The 20,948-nt window shown below is 69.9% G+C and carries 18 protein-coding genes and 1 pseudogene; 11 read left to right on the forward strand and 8 right to left on the reverse strand.

Annotated features, from left to right (window positions below; all coding sequences use genetic code 11):
• The 3 genes and pseudogenes from ACWDTP_RS27005 to ACWDTP_RS27015 all read left to right on the forward strand — a co-directional run.
• Window positions 1-564: pseudogene (locus tag ACWDTP_RS27005) on the forward strand (recombinase RecA); the annotation flags it as partial.
• Entirely contained in the window at window positions 533-1,102 is a 570-nt protein-coding gene (gene recX / locus ACWDTP_RS27010) for a recombination regulator RecX (RefSeq protein ID WP_450025521.1), read from the forward strand. The pseudogene ACWDTP_RS27005 and the gene recX, both read left to right, overlap by 32 nt.
• Before the next feature lie 30 nt (window positions 1,103-1,132).
• Window positions 1,133-1,672 carry an AAA family ATPase gene (locus ACWDTP_RS27015; protein WP_450025523.1) on the forward strand — a complete coding sequence of 180 codons (540 nt, stop codon included), beginning with the start codon at window positions 1,133-1,135 and terminating at the stop codon, window positions 1,670-1,672.
• Window positions 1,673-1,676: 4 nt separating this feature from the next.
• Here the strand turns inward: ACWDTP_RS27015 and ACWDTP_RS27020 are convergent, their stop codons facing one another.
• The 4 genes from ACWDTP_RS27020 to ACWDTP_RS27035 are packed head-to-tail and all read right to left on the reverse strand — an operon-like array spanning window position 1,677 to window position 4,856.
• Entirely contained in the window at window positions 1,677-2,570 is an 894-nt protein-coding gene (locus ACWDTP_RS27020) for an ABC transporter permease subunit (protein WP_450025525.1), read from the reverse strand.
• Window positions 2,570-3,250, reverse strand: a complete 681-nt coding sequence (locus tag ACWDTP_RS27025; RefSeq protein WP_450025527.1) for an amino acid ABC transporter permease — start codon at window positions 3,248-3,250, stop codon at window positions 2,570-2,572. Before ACWDTP_RS27025 ends, ACWDTP_RS27020 begins: the two co-directional genes overlap by 1 nt.
• 24 nt (window positions 3,251-3,274) lie before the next feature.
• Window positions 3,275-4,102, reverse strand: coding sequence for a glutamate ABC transporter substrate-binding protein (locus ACWDTP_RS27030; protein WP_450025529.1), 828 nt, complete (start codon window positions 4,100-4,102; stop codon window positions 3,275-3,277).
• A 25-nt stretch (window positions 4,103-4,127) separates the two neighbouring features.
• A complete protein-coding gene (locus ACWDTP_RS27035) occupies window positions 4,128-4,856 on the reverse strand; it encodes an amino acid ABC transporter ATP-binding protein (protein WP_450025551.1) in 729 nt (242 codons plus the stop codon).
• A gap of 192 nt (window positions 4,857-5,048) precedes the next feature.
• Between ACWDTP_RS27035 and miaB the strand changes: the two genes are divergently transcribed.
• Both miaB and ACWDTP_RS27045 read left to right on the forward strand, forming a co-directional pair.
• Window positions 5,049-6,590 carry a tRNA (N6-isopentenyl adenosine(37)-C2)-methylthiotransferase MiaB gene (gene miaB / locus ACWDTP_RS27040; RefSeq protein WP_450025553.1) on the forward strand — a complete coding sequence of 514 codons (1,542 nt, stop codon included), beginning with the start codon at window positions 5,049-5,051 and terminating at the stop codon, window positions 6,588-6,590.
• Window positions 6,584-7,171 carry an Rv2732c family membrane protein gene (locus tag ACWDTP_RS27045; RefSeq protein WP_450025531.1) on the forward strand — a complete coding sequence of 196 codons (588 nt, stop codon included), beginning with the start codon at window positions 6,584-6,586 and terminating at the stop codon, window positions 7,169-7,171. Before miaB ends, ACWDTP_RS27045 begins: the two co-directional genes overlap by 7 nt.
• On the opposite strand, the gene ACWDTP_RS27050 is transcribed toward ACWDTP_RS27045, so the two are convergent.
• The gene (locus ACWDTP_RS27050) at window positions 7,168-8,511 is read right to left on the reverse strand and encodes a DUF349 domain-containing protein (RefSeq protein WP_450025533.1); all 1,344 of its coding nucleotides are present in this window, start codon (window positions 8,509-8,511) and stop codon (window positions 7,168-7,170) included. The two genes, ACWDTP_RS27045 and ACWDTP_RS27050, sit on opposite strands and share 4 nt — an antisense overlap.
• Window positions 8,512-8,675: 164 nt before the next feature.
• On the opposite strand from ACWDTP_RS27050, the gene ACWDTP_RS27055 reads away from it, so the two are divergent.
• From ACWDTP_RS27055 to hflX, 5 genes are read left to right on the forward strand one after another with little or no spacing between them, the layout of a single operon-like run.
• Window positions 8,676-9,566: a DMT family transporter gene (locus ACWDTP_RS27055; RefSeq protein WP_450025555.1), complete on the forward strand. Its 891-nt coding sequence runs from the start codon at window positions 8,676-8,678 to the stop codon at window positions 9,564-9,566.
• A 20-nt stretch (window positions 9,567-9,586) separates the two neighbouring features.
• Window positions 9,587-10,273 carry a hypothetical protein gene (locus ACWDTP_RS27060; RefSeq protein ID WP_450025535.1) on the forward strand — a complete coding sequence of 229 codons (687 nt, stop codon included), beginning with the start codon at window positions 9,587-9,589 and terminating at the stop codon, window positions 10,271-10,273.
• On the forward strand, window positions 10,270-11,184 hold the full coding sequence (miaA, locus tag ACWDTP_RS27065; RefSeq protein WP_450025537.1) for a tRNA (adenosine(37)-N6)-dimethylallyltransferase MiaA: 915 nt from the start codon (window positions 10,270-10,272) through the stop codon (window positions 11,182-11,184). The genes ACWDTP_RS27060 and miaA overlap by 4 nt, the downstream gene beginning before the upstream one ends.
• A 4-nt stretch (window positions 11,185-11,188) precedes the next feature.
• Window positions 11,189-12,055, forward strand: coding sequence for a diaminopimelate epimerase (gene dapF / locus ACWDTP_RS27070; RefSeq protein WP_450025539.1), 867 nt, complete (start codon window positions 11,189-11,191; stop codon window positions 12,053-12,055).
• Window positions 12,056-12,100: 45 nt separating this feature from the next.
• Complete coding sequence (hflX, locus tag ACWDTP_RS27075; protein WP_450025541.1) at window positions 12,101-13,522, forward strand: GTPase HflX; 1,422 nt, start codon at window positions 12,101-12,103, stop codon at window positions 13,520-13,522.
• A 14-nt stretch (window positions 13,523-13,536) separates the two neighbouring features.
• On the opposite strand, the gene ACWDTP_RS27080 is transcribed toward hflX, so the two are convergent.
• Window positions 13,537-15,096 (reverse strand): PE-PPE domain-containing protein, encoded by a 1,560-nt coding sequence (locus tag ACWDTP_RS27080; protein ID WP_450025543.1) that lies wholly within the window; start codon window positions 15,094-15,096, stop codon window positions 13,537-13,539.
• Window positions 15,097-15,197: 101 nt separating this feature from the next.
• The gene (locus tag ACWDTP_RS27085) at window positions 15,198-17,480 is read right to left on the reverse strand and encodes a molybdopterin-dependent oxidoreductase (RefSeq protein ID WP_450025545.1); all 2,283 of its coding nucleotides are present in this window, start codon (window positions 17,478-17,480) and stop codon (window positions 15,198-15,200) included.
• 177 nt (window positions 17,481-17,657) lie between these two features.
• Here ACWDTP_RS27085 and ACWDTP_RS27090 point away from each other — a divergent pair, with 177 nt between their 5' ends.
• Window positions 17,658-20,096, forward strand: coding sequence for an LGFP repeat-containing protein (locus ACWDTP_RS27090; RefSeq protein ID WP_450025547.1), 2,439 nt, complete (start codon window positions 17,658-17,660; stop codon window positions 20,094-20,096).
• A gap of 16 nt (window positions 20,097-20,112) precedes the next feature.
• Here the strand turns inward: ACWDTP_RS27090 and lexA are convergent, their stop codons facing one another.
• Window positions 20,113-20,835: a transcriptional repressor LexA gene (lexA, locus tag ACWDTP_RS27095; protein ID WP_450025549.1), complete on the reverse strand. Its 723-nt coding sequence runs from the start codon at window positions 20,833-20,835 to the stop codon at window positions 20,113-20,115.
• Between the last annotated feature and the right edge of the window lie 113 nt (window positions 20,836-20,948).

Consider the following 20,948-nt stretch of genomic DNA (forward strand, 5'->3'; position numbering starts at 1 on the left):
AGCCATGTGGGCCTGCAGGCCCGCCTGATGAGCCAGGCGCTGCGCAAGATGACCGGCGCGCTCAACAACTCGGGCACCACCGCGATCTTCATCAACCAGCTCCGCGAGAAGATCGGGGTGATGTTCGGCAGCCCCGAAACGACCACGGGTGGTAAGGCTCTGAAGTTCTACGCCTCGGTCCGCCTGGACGTTCGCCGCATCGAGACCCTCAAGGACGGCACCGATGCGGTCGGTAACCGCACCCGGGTCAAGATCGTCAAGAACAAGGTGTCGCCGCCGTTCAAGCAGGCCGAGTTCGACATCCTTTACGGCCGGGGGATCAGCCGCGAAGGCTCACTCATCGACATGGGGGTCGAGCACGGCTTCATCCGGAAGTCGGGTTCCTGGTTCACCTACGAGGGTGAGCAGTTGGGCCAGGGCAAGGAGAACGCCCGCAACTTCCTGCTGGAGAACGGCGATGTCGCCAACGAGATCGAGAAGAAGATCAAAGAGAAGCTCGGTATCGGTGCCGTCGTGACCGCCGAGACCACCGATGACGTCCTGCCCGCCCCGGTTGACTTCTGAGCCGGACGACCGGCACGAGGAGCAGGCGCAGGATCCCCGCAAACGCGAGGAACAGGCACACAACGTGTGTCTGCGCCTGCTCACCGTGCGGGCTCGCACCCGCGCCGAGTTGGCAGCCCAACTGGTCAAACGGGGTTATCCCGAGGACGTGAGCACCACGGTGCTCGACCGGCTCACCGAAGTCGGCCTGATCGACGACGAGGATTTCGCCGAGCAGTGGGTGCGTTCCCGGCACGCCAACTCCGGAAAAGGTAAGCGGGCGTTGGCCGTCGAGCTGCGCAAGAAGGGCGTCGACGGTGAGGTGATCACCGCGGCGCTGGCCGACCTCGATCCCGCGGCCGAACGTCAGCGGGCCGAACAACTGGTCCGCGACAAGCTGCGCCGGGAGAAGCTGGGCGACCCGGGCGACCGGGACGCCGAGAACAGGGTCACCCGCCGGCTGGTCGGGATGCTCGCCCGTCGCGGCTACGGCCAGTCCATGGCCCTGGATGTGGTGACGGTGGAGCTGGCGAATGAGCGGGAGCGCCGTACGGTGTGACGGGGAGGGCCGCCGACTAGGTTGGCGAACGTGAGTGGTGACGTGGTGATCCTGTCCGGTCCTCCCGCGGTCGGAAAGACCACGGTGGCGGGGCTCATCGCCGACTCGGCGGACCGGCCGACCGTGCATCTGACCACCGACCAGTTCTACCGGGCGATCCGGGCCGGCCACATTCCGCCGTACCTGCCCGAGGCGCAACGCCAGAACGAGGTGGTCGTCGATGCGATCGTGGCCGCCGCGGCGACGTATGCCCGAGGCGGATTCGATGTGATCGCCGACGGCATCGTCGGACCGTGGTTTCTGGCTCCGTTCCGCGCCATGGCCAACACGGCCGGGCCTGCCGTGTCCTACATCGTGCTGCGGCCTGCCCTCGACACGGCTCTGCGGCGCGCGCAGGCCCGCAGCGGTGAGGATCTGAAGGACCCTGGCGCCATCACGGGTCTATACCGGGCGTTCGCCGATCTCGGCGCGTTGGAGCACCACGTCATCGACAACGACGGGCTGGATGCGGCGGGCACCGCCGCCCGGGTTCGGCGCGCGATCGCCTCGGGCGGCTACCGCCTGGCCTGAACGCTCAATCCCGTTGGGTCGCAAGCACCTGCGCGCCGGGCGCGCCCTCCTGTTCGATCGCCTCGGCGTCCAGCGGGGCCGGGCCCCGGCTGGAGCGGCGCAGCCGGCGTTCGATCCGGGTGGCAAACGCCGACAACGCGTAGTTCACGCTGATCATCAGGACCGCGATGACGATCAGCGCGGGAAGGTAGTTGCTGTACGACGACCCGATATTGGTGCCCTGACGCACCATCTCGACGAAGGTGATCTGATAGCCGATCGCGGTGTCCTTGAGCACCACCACCAACTGGGACACCAGCACCGGCAGCATCGCGGTGATCGCCTGCGGCAGCAGGATCAACCGCATCGTCTGGCCCCAGGACATTCCGAGCGACAGCGCGGCCTCACGCTGGCCGCGGGGCAGGGAATTGATCCCGGCGCGCACGATCTCGGCGATCACCGCACCGTTGTAGAGCGTCAGGCCCGTGATAACCCCGGCCAGGGCAAGGTGTTTGGACGGGAACACGTCGTACACGGCGTACAGGAAGTAGGCGAAGATCATCATGATCAGCACCGGCACCGCACGGAAGAACTCCACGACCGTCGCGCACAGCCAGCGGATCGGAGGGACGGGCGCCAGCCGGCCGACGCCCAGCACCAGGCCCAGCGCCAGAGCCAGCACGATCGACACCGCCGCGGCGGTCAGCGTGCCCTGCACACCGGGCAGCACATAGGTCCGCCACAGATCCGCGGTCAGGAACGGCTGCCACTTCGCGGCCTGCAGCTGGCCCTTGGTCCACAGCTGGAACAGCACGAACCCGATCAGCGCGACGGCGATCACCACGGTGAGCGCCGTCATCACCGCATTGCGGACCCGCGCCCGCGGCCCGGGTGCGTCGAACAGAACCGAGGCACTCACTACCGCACCACCGCGAATCGTTTACCGAGCCAGCCGAACAACAGGCCGAGCGGCAGGGTCAGCACGATGAACCCGGCCGCGAAGATGGCACCCACTGTGAGCAGCGCCGCGGTGTTCTCGATCATGGTCTTCATCAACAGGGCCGCCTCGGCCACGCCGATCGCCGAGGCGATCGTGGTGTTCTTGGTCAGCGCGATCAGCACCGAGCCCAGCGGAATGATCACCGCACGGAACGCCTGCGGCAGCAGGATCAGCCGCAGGTTCTGGGCGAACGTCAGCCCCAACGACCGCGCGGCCTCGGCCTGGCCGAGCGGCACCGTGTTCACCCCCGAGCGCACCGTCTCGCAGACGAACGATGCGGTGTAGACGGTCAACCCGAGCACCGCCAGGCGGAAGCTGCTGTCGGCGATCGAGGTCGGCGAGTCGGGGTCGACGAGCGTGATCCCCAACGTCTGTCCGACGCCGAATGAGCAGAACAGAATGATCAGCGTCAGCGGCGTGTTGCGCACCACGTTCACATACGTGGTGCCGATCCAGTTCAGCACCGGGGTCGGTGCCAGCCGCATCGCGGCCAGCACCGTGCCCAGAATGAGCGCTCCGACCGCGGAATACACCGTCAGTTGGATGGTCGTCCAGAACGCCGCGATGATCTCATCGCGGTACTCGGTGAAGATCTCCACGGCCGGAGCTGCGCCTCCCGCCGGTTACTTGTCGACCGACGGCGGCGTGGGCGCCTGGATGCCTGCCGGGCCGAGGTTCTTGTCGAACGCCTCTTTCCAGGCCCCGCTGGACTCCATCTTCTCGATGGCGGCGTTGATCTTGTCGCGCATCTCGGTATCGCCCTTCTTCAGGCCGATGCCGTAGCGCTCCTCGGAGAACGGCTTGCCGACGATCTTGAACGCACCGGGGGTCTGCGCGGCGTAACCGGCCAGGATCACCTCATCGGTGGTGAGCGCGTCCACCTGACCGTTCTTGAGCGCCTCGACACAGGCCGAATAGGTGTCGTACTGCTGCAGCTGCACCTTCGGGTACTCGTCCTTGATGCGTTGTGCCGGCGTCGACCCCGACACCGAGCACAGCTTCTTGTTGTTCTCCAGCGACGCCGCGCCGGTGATGTCGTTGCTGTCGGCACGCACCAGCAGGCTCTGTCCGGTGATCAGGTACGGCCCGGCGAAGTCGACCTTCTCCTTGCGGGCGTCGGTGATCGAGTAGGTGGCCGCGATGTAGTCGACCTGGCCGTTCTGGATCAGCGTCTCGCGCTGCGCCGACGGCGCTTCCTTCCACTCGATCTGATCCTCGCCGTAGCCGAGTTCGTTGGCCACGTACTTGGCGACGTCGACGTCGAATCCCGACACGCTGCCGTCCGGCTTCTTGAGGCCGAGGCCGGGCTGGTCGTATTTGGTTCCGATCACGATCTTGTTGCCCTCGTCGCCGCCACCGCCACCGCCACAGGCAGTCGCGGTGAGCGGCAGGGCGACGGCGAGCGCGACGGCACCGACGACGCGCGCAGGACTCAGAGCGATGGACCGCATTGTTTTGGTTCCTTTCACCGGACAGTTAGTGATGAAGAATCTTGCCGAGAAAATCTTTGGCGCGATCGGATTTCGGATTGTCGAAGAACTCGGCGGGTTCGGCGTCCTCGACGATGGCGCCGTCGGCCATGAACACCACGCGGTCCGACGCCCGGCGGGCGAAGCCCATCTCGTGGGTCACCACCACCATCGTCATCCCCTCGGCGGCAAGCGAGCTCATCACCGCCAGCACCTCGTTGATCATCTCCGGGTCGAGTGCGCTGGTGGGCTCGTCGAACAGCATCACCTTCGGGTTCATCGCCAGCGACCGGGCGATCGCCACCCGCTGCTGCTGGCCACCCGACAGCTGCGCCGGATACTTGTCGGCCTGGTTGGCCACCCCGACCCGCTCCAGCAGCGCCATCGCCGAATCGCGCGCCGAGTCCTTGGCGAGTTTGCGGACCTTGGCCGGCGCCAGCGCCACGTTCTCCAGGATCGTCTTGTGCGCGAAAAGGTTGAAGGACTGGAACACCATCCCGACGTCGGAGCGCAACGCGGCGAGCTTGCGGCCCTCGGCGGGCAGGGGCTGCCCGTCGACGGCGATCGTCCCCGAGTCGATGGTCTCCAGCCGGTTGATGGTGCGGCACAACGTCGATTTGCCCGACCCGGACGGGCCGAGCACCACGACGACCTGGCCCCGGCCCACTTCGAGGTCGATGTCCTTGAGCACGTGCAGCGGACCGAAGTGTTTGTTGACTCCCGACAGTGAGATCATCGGCACCTCTGGCGGCGCCGGATCATCGACCTTCGGCTGCGCGCCGGGGCTTCCCATGGCAGCTGACCTTACCCAGGGATCGCCCAGCTTGCTCGCAACTCGTCAATCCGCGTCGGGAGCCGCCGCGGCGGTGGCCTCCTGCCCGGTCGGCGCCCGGCAGACGTCCGTACCATAAAGGCCGTGACTTCGACGGTGACCCGCGATACGGCAGGGCAGACGGCCGGTGGCCGTCCGCCCGCGGCCGGCTCCCCGCGCGAGCGCACCTACCAGGTCCGCACCTACGGCTGCCAGATGAACGTGCACGATTCCGAGCGGTTGTCCGGCCTGCTGGATGCGGCCGGGTACCGGCGCGCCCGCGACGGCGACGACGCCGACGTCGTCGTGTTCAACACCTGCGCGGTGCGCGAGAACGCCGACAACAAGCTCTACGGGAACCTCAGCCACCTGGCCCCGCGCAAGCAGGCCGACCCGGACATGCAGATCGCCGTGGGTGGCTGCCTGGCCCAGAAGGACCGCGACGCCGTGCTGACCCGCGCCCCGTGGGTCGACGTAGTGTTCGGGACCCACAACATCGGTTCGCTGCCCGCCCTGCTGGACCGGGCCCGGCACAACCGGACCGCCCAGGTCGAGATCGTCGAATCGCTGCAGGAGTTTCCGTCAACGCTGCCCGCGGCACGTGAATCCGCTTACGCCGCATGGGTTTCCATTTCGGTGGGATGCAACAACACCTGCACGTTCTGCATCGTTCCCTCGCTGCGCGGCAAAGAGGTCGACCGCAGGCCGGGCGACATCCTGGCCGAGGTGGGATCGCTGGTGGACCAGGGAGTGCTCGAGGTCACGCTGCTCGGCCAGAACGTCAACGCCTACGGCGTGTCTTTCTCGGACGAGCGCCTGCCCCGCGACCGCGGCGCATTCGCCAAACTCCTGCGCGCCTGCGGCCGGATCGACGGGCTGGAGCGGGTCCGGTTCACCTCGCCGCACCCCGCCGAGTTCACCGATGACGTGATCGAAGCCATGGCCGAGACCCCCAATGTGTGTCCCACACTGCACATGCCGCTGCAGTCGGGGTCCGACCGGATGCTCAAGGCCATGCGGCGCTCCTACCGGGCCGACCGCTATCTGGGCATCATCGACCGGGTGCGGGCCGCGATCCCGCACGCGGCGATCACCACCGACCTCATCGTCGGGTTCCCCGGCGAGACCGAGGCCGACTTCCAGGCCACCCTCGACGTGGTCGAACGGTCGCGCTTTGCGTCGGCGTTCACCTTCCAGTACTCCAAGCGGCCCGGCACCCCGGCGGCCGATATGGCCGACCAGCTGCCCAAAGCGGTTGTGACCGAGCGCTATCAGCGGCTGATCGAACTGCAGGAACGCATCTCGCTGGAGGAGAACCGGGCCCAGCTGGGCCGGGCCGTCGAACTGCTGGTGGCCACCGGTGAGGGTCGCAAGGACGCAGCCACCGCCCGGATGTCCGGCCGGGCCCGCGACGGTCGGCTGGTGCACTTCAGCCCCGGCGCCGACGCCGAGCGCATCCGGCCCGGCGATATCGTCACCACCACCGTGACCGGGGCCGCCCCGCACCATCTGATCGCCGACGCCGCGCTGACCGGGCATCGGCGTACCCGCGCAGGCGATGCCCATGCGGCCGGCCAACGGCCGCGTACCGGCGTGGGGCTCGGCATGCCGCGCATCGGCGTGCCCGCCCAGCCGGCTGCCGGAGGGTGTGGATGTTGAGCAACGAACCGGATTTCGATCAGTTCAAGGGTGATCTCGCCGCGGTCGAACGCAAGATGGCCCGCGAGTTCGATCCCGGCGCCAGGGCGATGGTGGTCGCGGTCCTGGTGTTCGTGATCCTGCTGTCGTTCGTCTTGCCGCACACCGGCGCCAGTAAGGGTTTCGACGTGCTGGTCGGCGACGCCGCCGCCGTCAGGGACGGGATATCGCTGCCCTCGCGGGTGTTCACCTGGTTGGCGCTGGTGTTCTCGGTCGGGTTCTCGACGCTGGCGCTGCTGACCCGCCGCTGGGCCCTGGCCTGGGTGGCGCTGGCCGGGTCGGTGGTCGCGAGCGCGCTTGGCCTGCTTGCGGTGTGGTCCCGCCAGACCGCGGCACCCCATCCCGGACCGGGTATCGGCCTGATCGTCGCGTGGATCGCGGTGATCCTGCTGACCTTCCACTGGGCGCGGGTGGTGTGGTCGCGCACCGCGGTCCAGCTGGCGGCCGAGGAGGAACGCCGACGCGCCGTGGCGCGACGTCACCAGCGTGGTCTGCTCGACGATATCGACCGCACCGACGGGGACGGGCCCACCGGGTCCTAGCGGCGTTTACCCAGCGCTTCGGCCGCCGCATCGGCCCACTGCCGCCACTGCTCGGCGCTGGCCCTGGCCGCATCGGCATCCTTGGTCCGGCCGGCCGCGGCGGCCTTCTCGGCCTGGCGTTCGAACTGCTCGGCGCGGGTCCGGAACTGATCGGCCCTGGCCTGGGCCTCCGGGTCGACGCCGCCGGCCGGGGCGTCGCGGACCTTCTTCTCGATGGCCCGCAACCGTCGTTCCAGGTCGGCCGCCCGTTCGCGGGGCACCTTGCCGATCGCATCCCATTTGTCCCCGATGGTGCGCAGCGCCGCCCGCGCCGAGTCCAGGTCGCCGGTGTCGATCTTCTCCGCCTCGGCCAACAGGGCCTCCTTGGCGGCCGCGTTCTGCTTGAACTCGGCGTCGCGTTCGGCGTTGGCGGCGTTTCGCGCCGAGAAGAACGTGTCCTGGGCGGCCTTGAACCGTTGCCACAGGGCGTCGTCGACATCCTTGGCGGCCCGGCCCGCCGCCTTCCATTCGGTCAGCAGGTCACGGAACGCGGCTCCGGTGGGCCCCCATTCGGTGGAGTCGGACAACGCCTCGGCGCGTTCGCACAGCGCCTCCTTGGCCTGTCGGGCACCGACCCGGCCGCGGTCGAGTTCGGCGAAATGCGAGCCGCGGCGGCGGTTGAAGGTCTCACGGGCCGCGGAGTAGCGCTTCCACAGCGCATCGTCGACCTTGCGGTCCAGCCCGGTGATGGTGCGCCACTCCTCCAGAATCTCGCGCAGCCGGTCACCGGCCGCCTTCCACTGGGTGGAGTTGACCGCGACGTCCTCGGCCTCCGCGGCCAGCGCCTCCTTGCGTGCGGTCTGCGCGGAGCGTTGCTCATCGCGCTGCGCGCGCTCGGTCGCCGCGGCCGAATCGGCCCGCTCCAGGATCGCCGAGAGCCGCGCACTCAAGGCGTCGACATCGCCGAGAACAGCTGCGGTGGGCAGGGTTTCGGCCAGTGCGGCGGCGGCGGACCTGATCTTGCGGGCATCGCCGGTGCCCGAGGTCAGCCTGCGCTCCAGCAACGCCACCTCGGTGTGCAGATCGTCGAAACGGCGGCCGAAATGGGCGTAGGCCGATTCGGTGTCGCCGGCCTGCCACGAGCCGATGACGCGTTCACCGGACGCAGTGATCAGCCACACGGTGCCGTCCGGGTCGACCCGGCCGAACCGGTGCGGATCGCCGGTCGGTGCCACCGCGACCACCGGGTTGGCCCGGCCGGGGTGGGGAACGGGGCGGGGTGGTCCCGGCCGTGGAACCGAGCTCGGGGTGGGCCGGGGGGTCGGCTTGGGCGTGGCGCCGCCTGGCTCACTGGTGGTCATATCCGCTCCTCGTTCTCCGCGCGGGAGACCCGCGCATCTGCCGCGCGACGCGGCGCCCGATTGCTGTCAGCTTCGACCGCTATTCAAGCAGGTCGCGCCGGGCCGTGCCCATGGCTTTAGGCTCAATGACTCCACAAACTCCGGAGGAACCGATGGACGTGGGCATCGATCGGGCTGATGCGGCGGTCCTGCTCGCGCTCGGCGCGGCCCTGTTCATCGCGATCGGCGACGTCATCCACCAGCGCTCGGCCCACCAGGTGACCGGGGACCCGGTCGGTCACCTCGGCCTGTTCGCCCGGCTGCTGGCCGACCGTCAATGGTGGCTCGGCAGCCTGGTCGCCGCGGTCGGCTTCGCCCTGCAGGCGGCCGCGCTGGGCCTCGGATCGGTGTTGCTGGTCCAGGCGCTGCTGGTGACCTCGCTGCTGTTCGCGCTGCCGGTCAACGCCCGGCTGACCCGTCGGCGGGTGACCGGCCGGGAATGGCTGTGGGCGGCGCTGCTGGCCGGCGCGGTCGCGGTGATCGTGACGGTCGGGAATCCGACCCCGGGCCACGCCAGGGCACCGCTGGAGGCCTGGTCGGTGGCCATCGCGATCCTCGGCCCGGCCGTGCTGCTGTGCCTGGTGGGCGCCCGCATCTGGACCGGTACGGTCAGCGCGGTCCTGCTGGCCGCGGTGTCCGGCGCCATGTGGGGGGTGTTCGCGGTGCTCACCAAAGGCGTGGTCGACCGGCTCGCGTTCGGACGCGACGCAGGCCCGTTGGCCGTGCTGGGCACCCCGGAGCTCTACCTGTGGATCGCGGTGGCGGTCGCGGGCACGGTGCTGCAGCAGTCCTCGTTCCGGGCCGGTGCGCTGACCGCGTCGCTGCCCACCATGACGGTGACCGAACCGGCGGTGGCCTCGATGCTGGGCCTGGTCGTGCTGGGCGAGACCGTGCGCCCCGGCGACACCGGCTGGCTGGCGCTGCTCGTCGCGGTGGCCGTGCTGGTGGTGGCCACGGTCGCGCTGGCCAGGGGTGAGGCCGCCGGCGAACAGCGGTCCATGGCCGTGACGCCCTAGTGCCGCACTAGTTTGGTCTGGTGCTCAGCGCCATCGCGATCGTCCCGGCAGCACCGGTCATGGTGCCCGAACTGGTCGGTGCCGCCTGCGCGGAGACGGCCGCGTTGCGCGACGCCGTGACCGCGGCCGCGGCCGTACTGCCGCGGCGCTGGCTGGCCGTGGGGGTCGGCGCGGCCGATGCGGTGGTCGGCCCGGACCGGACCGGGACGTTCGCCGGCTACGGCGTCGACGTCCCGGTCACACTGGGCCCCGGCGATCCCGGTGCGCCGGCGCAGCTGCCGCTGTGCGCGCTGATCGCCGGCTGGATCCGCGGGCGGGTCGATCCGGCCGTGAGCGCCGAGGTGCGGGCCTACGCGGCGTCGCATCCGGCCGGCGCCGCGGCCGAGTTCGGCCGGCGGCTGCGCGCCGAACTCGACGAACAGTCCGACGACGTCGGTGTACTCATCGTCGCCGACGGCCTGCACACCCTCACCCCGGCCGCACCCGGCGGCTACCGGCCGGATTCGGTGGCCGCGCAGCAGGAGCTCGACGACGCGCTGGCCGCGGGCGATGTCGCGGCGCTGGCCGGGCTGGGGGACGGCGTCGTCGGTCGGGTCGGATACCAGGTGCTGGCCGGGCTGACCGAGCCCGCGCCCGGCTCGGCCCGCGAGCTGTACCGCGGTGCCCCCTACGGCGTCGGGTACTTCGTCGGACAGTGGTTGCCGTGACCCGGCCCGTCGCCGTCATCGGGCCGACCGGGACCGGGAAATCCGCGTTGGCCCTGGCACTGGCCGAACAGCTCGGTGGCGAGGTCGTGAACGCCGACGCCATGCAGCTCTACCGCGGGATGGACATCGGCACCGCCAAACTGGCCCCCGCCGAGCGCCGAGGGATCCCGCACCACCAGCTCGACGTGCTCGAGGTCACCGAGACCGCCACGGTCGCGCGCTATCAGCGGGCCGCCGGCGCCGACGTCGAGGCCATCGCGGCGCGCGGCGCGGTCCCGGTCATCGTGGGCGGCTCGATGCTCTACATCCAGTCACTGCTCGACGAATGGTCGTTTCCGGCCACCGATCCGGCGGTGCGGGCGCGCTGGGAGACCCGGCTCGCCGAGCTGGGGGTGGCGGCGCTGCACGCCGAACTGACCCGGGTCGATCCCGCGGCCGGGGCGTCGATCCTGCCGACCGACGGCAGGCGCATCGTGCGGGCGCTGGAGGTGGTGGAGCTGACCGGTCAGCCGTTCGCGGCGTCGGCGCCGCGCATCGGCCCACCCCGATGGGACACCGCGATCGTCGGATTGGACTGGGACACCGCGGTTCTGGACGAGCGCCTGGCCCGCCGCACCGACACCATGTTCGCCGACGGCCTGGTCGGCGAGGTGTGGGAGTTGACCGGCCGCGGCCTTCGCGACGGGGTCACGGCGGCGCGGGCATTGGGCTACGCGCAGGTGCTCGCCGACCTCGACGCCGGGGGTGACGGGGGTTCGCAGGAGGCTCGACACTCCACCTTCGTCGGCACCCGCCGCTACGTGCGCAGGCAGCGCTCGTGGTTCCGGCGTGACCCGAGGGTGGTGTGGCTGGACGGTTCGGCCGACGGGCTGGTCGACGAAGCCGTACGGGTGTGGCGGCACGTATCCTGATCAGGTGATCTTTGCGAAGGGGCACGGCACCCAGAACGACTTCGTGGTGCTGCCCGACCCGGACGCGCGGTTGTCGCTGACACCGGCCGCAGTGGCCGCCCTGTGCGATCGCCGCCGCGGCCTCGGCGCCGACGGTGTCCTGCGGGTCACCACCGCGGGCGCCGCGCTGGCCGCCGGGGTGTTCGACCGGCTGCCCGACGGTGTGGCCGCCGACAACTGGTACATGGACTACCGCAACGCCGACGGGTCGATCGCCCAGATGTGCGGCAACGGGGTACGGGTGTTCGCCCACTACCTGCGCGCCGCCGGGCTGGAGTCCGCCGACGAGTTCGTGGTCGGCTCGCTGGCCGGGCCGCGGCCGGTGGTGCTGCACCGGGTCGACGCCACCACCGCCGAGGTCACCGTCGAAATGGGCAAGGCCAACCGGTTCGGCACCGGGGCCGCGGTGGTCGGCGGACGCAGTTTCACCGGCGTGGCCGTCGACGTCGGCAACCCGCACCTGGCCTGCGTGGGAATCACGCCCGACGAACTGGCCGTCCTGGACGTCGCCGGGCCGGTGTCCTTCGATGCCGCACAGTTCCCCGACGGGGTCAACGTCGAGATCCTGACCCCTCCGGTCGGCGGTGCCGTGTCGATGCGCGTGCACGAGCGCGGGGTCGGCGAAACCCGGTCGTGCGGCACCGGAACGGTCGCCGCCGCCGTCGCGGCCCTCGCCCATGACGGCGCCGACACCGGCACGCTGCGGGTGGGCATCCCCGGCGGTGAGGTCACCGTGACCGTCACCGAATCCACCAGCTACCTGCGCGGACCGTCGGTCCTGGTGGCGCGTGGCGAGCTGGCCGACGAGTGGTGGAACGCTGCACACGGCTAATTGGGGTGCGCGACGGGTCGCGGGCGTGCCAACCTGGATGGACATATGACCTACCCACAACATTCCACGGCACATTCGACGGCGCCCAGCACCGGCGAGCTGGCCCTCGAAGATCGCGCCTCGCTGCGCCGTGTCGCCGGACTGTCCACCGAGCTGGCCGACGTCTCCGAGGTCGAATACCGGCAGTTGCGCCTCGAACGCGTCGTGCTGGTCGGGGTGTGGACCGAGGGCAGCGCCGCCGACGCCGACGCCAGCCTGGCCGAGTTGGCCGCGCTCGCCGAGACCGCGGGCTCGGAGGTGCTGGAAGGACTCATCCAGCGCCGGGACAAGCCCGACCCGTCGACTTACATCGGTTCGGGCAAGGCGATCGAACTGCGCGAGGTGGTCCTGGCCACCGGCGCCGATACGGTGATCTGTGACGGTGAGCTGTCCCCGGCCCAGCTGAACGCGCTGGAGAAGGCGGTCAAGGTCAAGGTCATCGACCGCACCGCCCTGATCCTCGACATCTTCGCCCAGCACGCCACCAGCCGGGAGGGTAAGGCGCAGGTGTCGCTGGCCCAGATGGAGTACATGTTGCCGCGGCTGCGCGGCTGGGGTGAATCGATGTCGCGGCAGGCCGGTGGCCGGGCCGGCGGCGCCGGTGGCGGCGTCGGCACCCGCGGGCCCGGCGAGACCAAGATCGAAACCGATCGCAGGCGGATCCGGGAACGGATGGCCAAGCTGCGCCGCGAGATTCGCGATATGAAGAAGATCCGCGACACCCAGCGCAGCGGCCGCAGGCGCAGCGAGCTCGGGTCGGTGGCCATCGTCGGGTACACCAACGCCGGTAAGTCCAGCCTGCTCAACGCGCTGACCGGGGCCGGTGTGCTGGTCGAGAACGCCCTGTTCGCGACGCTGGAACCGACGACCCGCCGGGGCGCGTTCGACGACGGGCGGCCGTTCGTGCTGACCGACACCGTGGGATTCGTGCGGCACCTGCCCACTCAGCTGGTGGAGGCGTTCCGGTCCACGCTGGAGGAGGTCGTCGACGCCGATCTGCTCGTGCATGTGGTGGACGGTTCCGACGTGAACCCGCTGGCCCAGATCAACGCCGTGCGCGCCGTCGTCAACGACGTCGTCACCGAGTACGGCATCACCGCGCCACCGGAGTTGTTGGTGGTCAACAAGACCGACGCCGCGACCGGTGTCGGGCTGGCCCAGCTGCGGCGGGCGCTGCCCGATGCGGTGTTCGTCTCGGCCCGCACCGGGGACGGGGTGGACAAGCTGCGCGCCCGGATGGGGGAGTTGGTGCCTGCCACCGACACCACCGTCGACGTGACCATTCCCTACGATCGTGGCGATCTGGTGGCCAGGGTGCACGCCGACGGCCGGGTCGATGCCACCGAGCACACCGCCGACGGCACCAGGATCAAGGCGCGGGTACCGGTTCCGCTGGCCGCCGCCCTGCGCGACTACACCACCTTCTGACCGCGAGCAGACGCCTAGGCACCCGATCTCCGCCGTTTCCGGGTACCGGCATGTCTGTTCACGGGTTGCGCGGCGGGCTCCGAGTCCTGGCCGAGCGCCTTGCGCACCGGGCCGGTGAGCGACTTCGCGAGGTCGCGGACCGGATGCCCCTTGATCCCCAGGGCTTTACGCAACGACGGCGGCTTGGCCTTCGCCGTCTCGGCCGTCGCGTCGTCGTCCGCGGGGGCGCTCAGTCCTCGGTGGGGCCTGGCGATCGGGCTGAGCCGGACCAACGGTTTGTGGTCGGGTTTCGCGGCCGGCGTCCTGGCGGCGGTCGACACCGCGCCGTCGTCCTCGGTCGAGGCGGTATCGGTGTCGTCCGGCACCTGCACGGTCACCGTCGGGGTGGCGGTGGACCCGGGCAGCGGCGTCGGCCCGGGGTCGAGTGCGGCGTGGATGCCCTCGGGAATGTCGCCCGCGAGGTCGCCGGCCAGCTTCACCGGATCGATCCGCGGGATTAGGCCGAACGGTGACGGCTTTCCGTAATCCGTTCGGTCGTATCCGGTTTCGATGAGGGTCTGGGCCATCGGCGAGATCAGGTCGACGACCGGGTCGATCAGCGCCGTGGTGCCGGTCGCCGCACCCAGATCCAGCACCGGCTGCATGAGCGGCAGGGTCCTGGCCGGCAGGGTGAGATAGATGGTGTCGCCGTGACGCTGGCAGTGGTTGGCCGCCGTGCAGCCGCCCACTTCATTGGCCGCGGCGATCGCATCGGCGATCTCGGCGGGCGAGTAGCCGTACGGGGTCGCGGTCGGCGGTTCGTCGTCATCGGGGGCCAGGTAGGTGCCGTGCACGTACCAGAAACCGGCCAGCGCGTTCGCGGTGGCGAGGGGATTGAGCGGGAACTCGGGGAAGTCGGCGACACCGTCGTACTGCAGGGCGAAATCCGTTGCGCAGTGGCTGCCGTCGGAATGTTCACAGGTGTCGGTCGGGGTCGGATTGCCGAACGTCGCGTCGAGGATCGGCACCGTTCCCAGGGCTGCCAGGCGTTCGAAGATCCCGCCGTTGGGGCGCTGCGGGTTGCCGATGAAGAAAAAGTTCAGCCGGTCCTTGTTGGCCTGGCTCAGGTCACCGAGGTTGCCCTTGACGATGCTGGAGACGGTCGCGCCCTGCGAATAGCCGAAGATCGAGATGTCGTCGGTGGGGTGCGCGGTCGTCACATCGGCGTAGGTGCTGACCAGACGGTCCACGCCGCTGCGCACCGAGACGTTCCACTTCGCGCCGTCCAGGCCGCCCCAGCCCGGCAGCGGAATCGGCCAGAACTGCGCGATGTAGGGGACCGCGATCGGGGGTTCGCACCCGCCACCGGCCCCGCAGTCACCACCGGGGACCAGATAGTGCCCGACCGCGTTCTCCATGTAGTTCTGCACCGCTGCCGGGTTCGGTGTGCCGGTTCCCGGCACGATGAGGGCGTAGGTGACCACCAGGGTGAGGGCCGAGGTGATCGTCGTCGTCAGGCCGAGCGCGACGGCCGCGGCCAGCGCCACCACGGCGACCAGCAACGGGCGCAGAACGGATCGGGCGTGGATTCGCATCGGCCGACATCCCCTCGCTGCTGACGGCGGCGTCAGCAGAAGGATCGTTGCACTCCCACGCCACGCGCAGGTGCAAATCGAGCAAACTCGTCGGAGGCGAGCTAGCGGGTGCGGATCACCGGTGGCTGGTGGGCCCGCACCGGCGGCAGCGGCCCGTCGAACTTCTCGATCTGCACCAGCACGTGCGCCCCGGTGCAGCCGCGGGCCAGCGACGAGGTGCCCACATCGTCGGTCAGCACGTTGGGGTTGCCGTGCACGCACATGGAATCCGGGTCGGCGGGGTCGGCCGGGTCGAACCAGGCGCCGGTCGACAGCTGCACCACATCGGGACGCAGTCGAGGGTCGATCACCAGCCCGGCCAGGCACGCGCCCCGGTCGTTGAACACCCTGACCACGTCGCCGTCGCGCAGGCCACGCGCGGCGGCATCGACCGGGTTCATCCGGATCGGTTCACGCCCTTGCACTTTCGAGTCCTGACTGGTCGCGCCGCCGTCCAGTTGGCTGTGCAGACGGGTCGCGGGCTGATTGGCCAGCAGGTGCAGCGGGTAGGCCGTGGCCCGTTCGCCGCCGAGCCATTCGGCCGGCTCGTACCAGCGGGGGTGGCCCGCGCAGTCGTCGTAGCCGAAGCCGTCGATGTCCTCGGAGAAGATCTCGATCCGGCCGCTCGGCGTCGCCAGCCGGTGCTGCCGGGGGTCGGCCCGGAAATCGCCGAGCAGGGTCAGGCCGGGTTCGGTGGGCAGCCGCAGCCGGCCCGCGGACCAGAACTCGTCGAATCCGGGCACCTCGAAGTCGAGTCCGGCGGCCCACTTCTCGTACATGTGGACCAGCCATTCGCGGGCGGTGCGGCCCTCGGTGAACCGCTCGCCGAACCCGAGGCGCTCGGCCACGGCGGCGAACACCGTGTAGTCGTCGCGGGCGTCGGCATACGGCTCGGCCAGCGCAGGCATCGCCATCAGCAGCGGATCGTTGCGCGAGCCGGAGAAGTCCTCGCGTTCGAACGTCGTGGTCGAGGCCACCACGATGTCGGCGTGTTTGGCCATCGCGGTCCAGTACGGTTCGTGCACCACGATCGTGTCCACCCGGGCCAGCGCGCGCCGCAGCCGGGGAATGTTCTGATGATGGTGCAACGGGTTCCCGCCGGCCCAGTACACGCACTTGATGTCGGGGTAACGCAGCCGCATCCCGTTGAAGTCGTAGGGCTCACCGGGGTGCAGCAGCATATCGGTGACGGCCGCGACCGGGATGAATGTCTGCACCGGATTGGGCCCCTGCGGCAGCACGGGCAGCCCGCATTGCAGCGGCGGCAGACCCGATTCGTTCATCGACCCGTAGCCGTGGCCGAAACCGCCACCGGGCAACCCGATCTGGCCCAGCATCGCGGCCAGGGTCAGGCCCATCCACGGGGCCTGTTCGCCGTACCGGATGCGCTGCAGGGACCAACTGACCGTGACCAGGGTGCGCGAGCGGGCCATCCGCCGGGCCAGTGTGGTGAGCTCCCCGGCCGGGAGACCGCTGATCCGCTCGGCCCACCGCGGGGTTTTCGCGACACCGTCCTCATGGCCCAGCAGATACCGCTCGAACCGTTCGTACCCGGTGCAGTAGGTGTCGAGGAATTCGCGGTCGGCCAGCCCCTCGGTGGCCAGCACATGGGCCAGCCCGAGCATCACCGCAACGTCGGTTCCCGGCACCGGGGCCAGCCATTCGCAGTCGCCGTCGACGTCGTCGCGCAACGGGCTGAACGACACGATCTGCCCGCCGCGGCCACGGAACCGGCGCAGCGCGTCCCGCATCGGATGGGCGGTGGTGCCGCCGTGGTTGAGCCCGGTGTTCTTCATCGCCATCCCGCCGAAGCACACCATCAGGTCGGTGTGGGCGACGATGACCTCCCATTCGGTGGACCGTTTGAACAGGTTGTCATGGGTGCCGACGATCCGAGGCATGATCGCGCCGGTGGCGCCGAGGCTGTAGGAGTGCCGCGACGAGGTGTAGCCGCCGAGCATCTTCAGGAACCGGTGCACCTGACTCTGCGCGTGGTGGAACCGGCCGGCGCTGGCCCAGCCGTAGGAGCCGCCGTAGATCGCCTCGTTGCCGTGCCGGTCGACGATCCGCTGCAGTTCGGTGGCCAGCAGTTCGGCCAGCTCGTCCCAGGACACCGCGACGTACTCGTCGGAGCCGCGGTCGGTGCTCGGGCCGGGGCCGTCGCGCAGCCAGCCGCGCCGCACCGAGGGCCCGGCGATCCGGGACCGGTGCCGGATCGAGCCGGGTAGGTTGCCCAGCAGCGGCGAGGGGTCGGTGTCGCCGGCCAGTGGTGTCACCGCCGCGATCTCGCCGGCGCTGACCTGGGCGGTGAACGCACCCCAATGGGTGAGGCTGGTGGGGCGCATACCGGCAGTTTACGGTCGGTCGGCGGGCGGAATCGGCCCAGGATCGGTGGTTCGATGCCGATTTTGCGGGTTTTTTGGTCGTCACCGGCGATGTGCCTTGGTAATCGCCGCGTGCTGTCGCAGAGTTGTCGAGCGGGATATTTTGTCTGAACTTTGCCGAACGAGCGGGGAGTGCGCATGACGGGGCCGGGAGCAAGGCTGAGAACGGCCTTTCGGCGGATGACTGTCGGTCTGCTTGCGGTTGGTGTCGCGGGCCTGCTGGCCCCGGTGGCCTCGGCGACACCGGAGTCCGATGCCGACGCCGCGATCACCGCGGCCTTCGACGCCAGCGGTGGCGACGGCGGCCCGCTGGGCCCCCGGCAGGGCGGTGTGTACCCGGCCGGGTCCGGATTCGGCCAGGACTTCAGCGGCGGCAAGATGTTCTTCAGCCCCGATACCGGTGCGCATTTCGTCCAGGGCGCGATCCTGGACAAGTACGAGTCGCTGGGCGGTCCCGCCGAGGGTGACCTCGGGTTTCCCACCATCGACGAGGGCGCCGGCCTGGCGCCCGACAGCCGCAACTCGACCTTCAGCGCCGCCGACAAACCGGTGATCTTCTGGACGCCGGACACCGGCGCCAGGGTGGTGCGCGGCGCGCTCAATGCCGCCTGGGACAAGCTCGGCGGATCGTCCGGGGTCCTCGGTGTACCGTCGGAGGACGAATCGTTCGACGGCGATGTGGTCTCGCAGAAGTTCACCGGCGGCGAGCTGTCTTGGAACCGCGAGACCAAGGCGTTCACCACGACGCCGCCGGAACTGGCCGATCAGTTGGCCGGACTGGCCGTTCCCGGCGATGCCGGCACGGCGATCGCCGCGGCGCGCCGTGAAGCCGGTGGCCCGTCGGGTCCGCTGGGGGCCAAGGACGGCGATCGGTACCGGATCGGCGATGCGGGCGGGCTTGGCCAGAACTTCGCCGGCGGCAAGATCCTCTACAGCCCGGAGACCGGAGCCAACGCGGTGACCGGCCAGGTGCTGGAGAAATACGAGAGCGTCGGCGGCCCCGAGGGCGACCTCGGGTTCCCCACCAGCAGCGAGACCGAAGGGGGCCTCGGGCCCAACAGCCGGATCGGCACCTTCGCCGCGCCGGACAAGCCGGTCATCTTCTGGACACCCGATTACGGTGCGGTCATCGTCCGTGGCGCGATGAACGCCGCATGGGACAAGCTGGGCGGCGCCAAGGGCACGCTCGGGGCCCCGATGGCCGATCAGACCGAGGACGGAAACGTCGTCACCCAGCGGTTCAGCGGCGGCGCCATATCGTGGGACCGCTCCGACAACACCTTCACCACCGAGCCGGGAAACCTCGCCAACGACCTCGACGGGTTGGAGATTCCCGGGCTGGGCCAGGAGCCCGCGCCCGCCGAGAGCCCGCAGGCCTCGGGTGGCGATGAGTCCAAGCCGTTCTCCTGGCACTGGAACCGGTGGTGGCTGATCGCCGTGATTCCGGTGGTGCTGCTGGCCGGTCTGATCGTCGGCGCGGCGCTGCTGCATCGCCGCCGGGGCCGCCGCGACGACGACGAGTTCGAGCACGATCCGTTCGAGGACGACGACTACGACGACGGTCCGCACGACGACCGGTTCGACGGTGAGCGCCCTCCGGACCGTCAGTATCGCGACGCCGGCTATGCCGACGGCGGGTATGAGCAGGGCGGGGGATACGACGAGGCCACCACATCGCGGTTCGCCGAGCCCTACCGCGACACCGGGACCGCGCCGGGCGGATCTCCGTTCGACGGGCCGACCGATGCCGCGATGCCGATCAGTCAGTGGGCGGCGCCGGGTGGTTTCGCCGCGTCGCGGGCCCGTCGCGTCGACGACGAGGACGAGCCGCCCGAGGAGTCGGTCGAGCTGGCCGGCAACGACGATTACGCCGACTACGAGGCCGATTTCGTCGACGATGGCGACTACCAGGCCGATGACTACCAAGCCGATGACTACGAGGCCGATGACGACGAATCCGAGGACCTCGACGATATCGGCGTGCTCGACGCCGAGGAAGTTCCCGACGACGAGCGCATCGATGAAGAAGCCGACGACGAAGCCGATGCCGAAGACCACCTCGAAGTCGATTTCGAGGACGAGGTCGACGACCGAACCGGGGCAGGCCCGGCCGGGTCGGGCCCGTTCGGCGCGGCACTGCTCGGCGGTGCCCTGGCCGGTGGCGGGTTGGCCGCGGGGCGCCTCGCCGGCGGGCGTGCGGGCGGTGACGGCGGCCGTGCGGGCGGTGACGACGGCCGGGTCGGCAGCGTGGACGGCCGCATCGACGTCGAGGAGGAGGACCCCGACAACGTCGACACGGCGCCGACCCCGATCGTGACTCCGGCCGATCTCGCGGGTGAGGCGCACAGCGGCAGGCACGCGGCCATCGAACTCGACGAGCCGGTGCCGGGTGCCACCGCGCTGCACCTGCCGCTCACCGATCCGCAACGGGCACCGCAGGGCTACCCGATCAAGGCCGACACCAAGACCGGGTTGTACTGGTCGCCGGACAGCAGCGACTACGACGACGCGGTTGCCGAGATCTGGTTTGCCAGCGAGGAATTCGCCCGCACCAACGGTTTCGTCCGGGCCCAGTAGGGTCGGCCGGAGCCGCTCAGATCTTGCGGATCACGGTGACGACCTTGCCGAGAACGGCGGCGTCGTTGCCGGGGATCGGGTCGAATGCCGGGTTGTGCGGCATGAGCCAGACCTGACCGCGGGTCCGCTTGAACGTCTTGACGGTCGCCTCACCGTCGATCATGGCGGCCACGATGTCGCCGTTCTCGGCGACGTTCTGCTGGCGCACCACGACCCAGTCGCCGTCGCAGATGGCCGCGTCGACCATCGATTCGCCGACCACCTTGAGCAGGAACAGCGAACCCTCGCCCACGAGTTCGCGCGGTAGCGGGAAGACGTCCTCGACGGCCTCCTCGGCCAGGATCGGGCCGCCAGCCGCGATCCGGCCCAGCACCGGGACGAACGTGGGCTCGGGCAGGGCGTCGGACCCGGCCACATCGGTCGACACCGGTGCCGCGGCGGCCGGATCGTCGGCGGTGCGGACGTCGACCGCGCGCGGCCGGTTGGGGTCGCGGCGCAGGTAGCCCTTGCGCTCGAGGGTGCGCAACTGGTGGGCGACCGACGACGTCGACGTCAGGCCAACGGCATCGCCGATCTCGCGGATGCTCGGGGGGTAGCCGCGGCTGGTGACCGAGGCGCGGATCACTTCGAGGATGGTGCGCTGACGTTCGGTGAGCGCACCATCCGGTGCACGGCGCAGGCCAGCGCCGTCCGGGGCTTCGGTGCTGCCGTCCGTGTTTGGGCTGGTGTCGTCGGTCATGGGGCCGAATCTAGTCGCCGATCCGCCGATAATCAAACATGTGTTCGAGGTGTGTCCGACTTGATGCTCCTATCTTTGTTAAATGTCAAGCGGCGTGGGTGAGCTGGGCGTTT

Source organism: Mycobacterium sp. NPDC003449 (assembly GCF_053588415.1).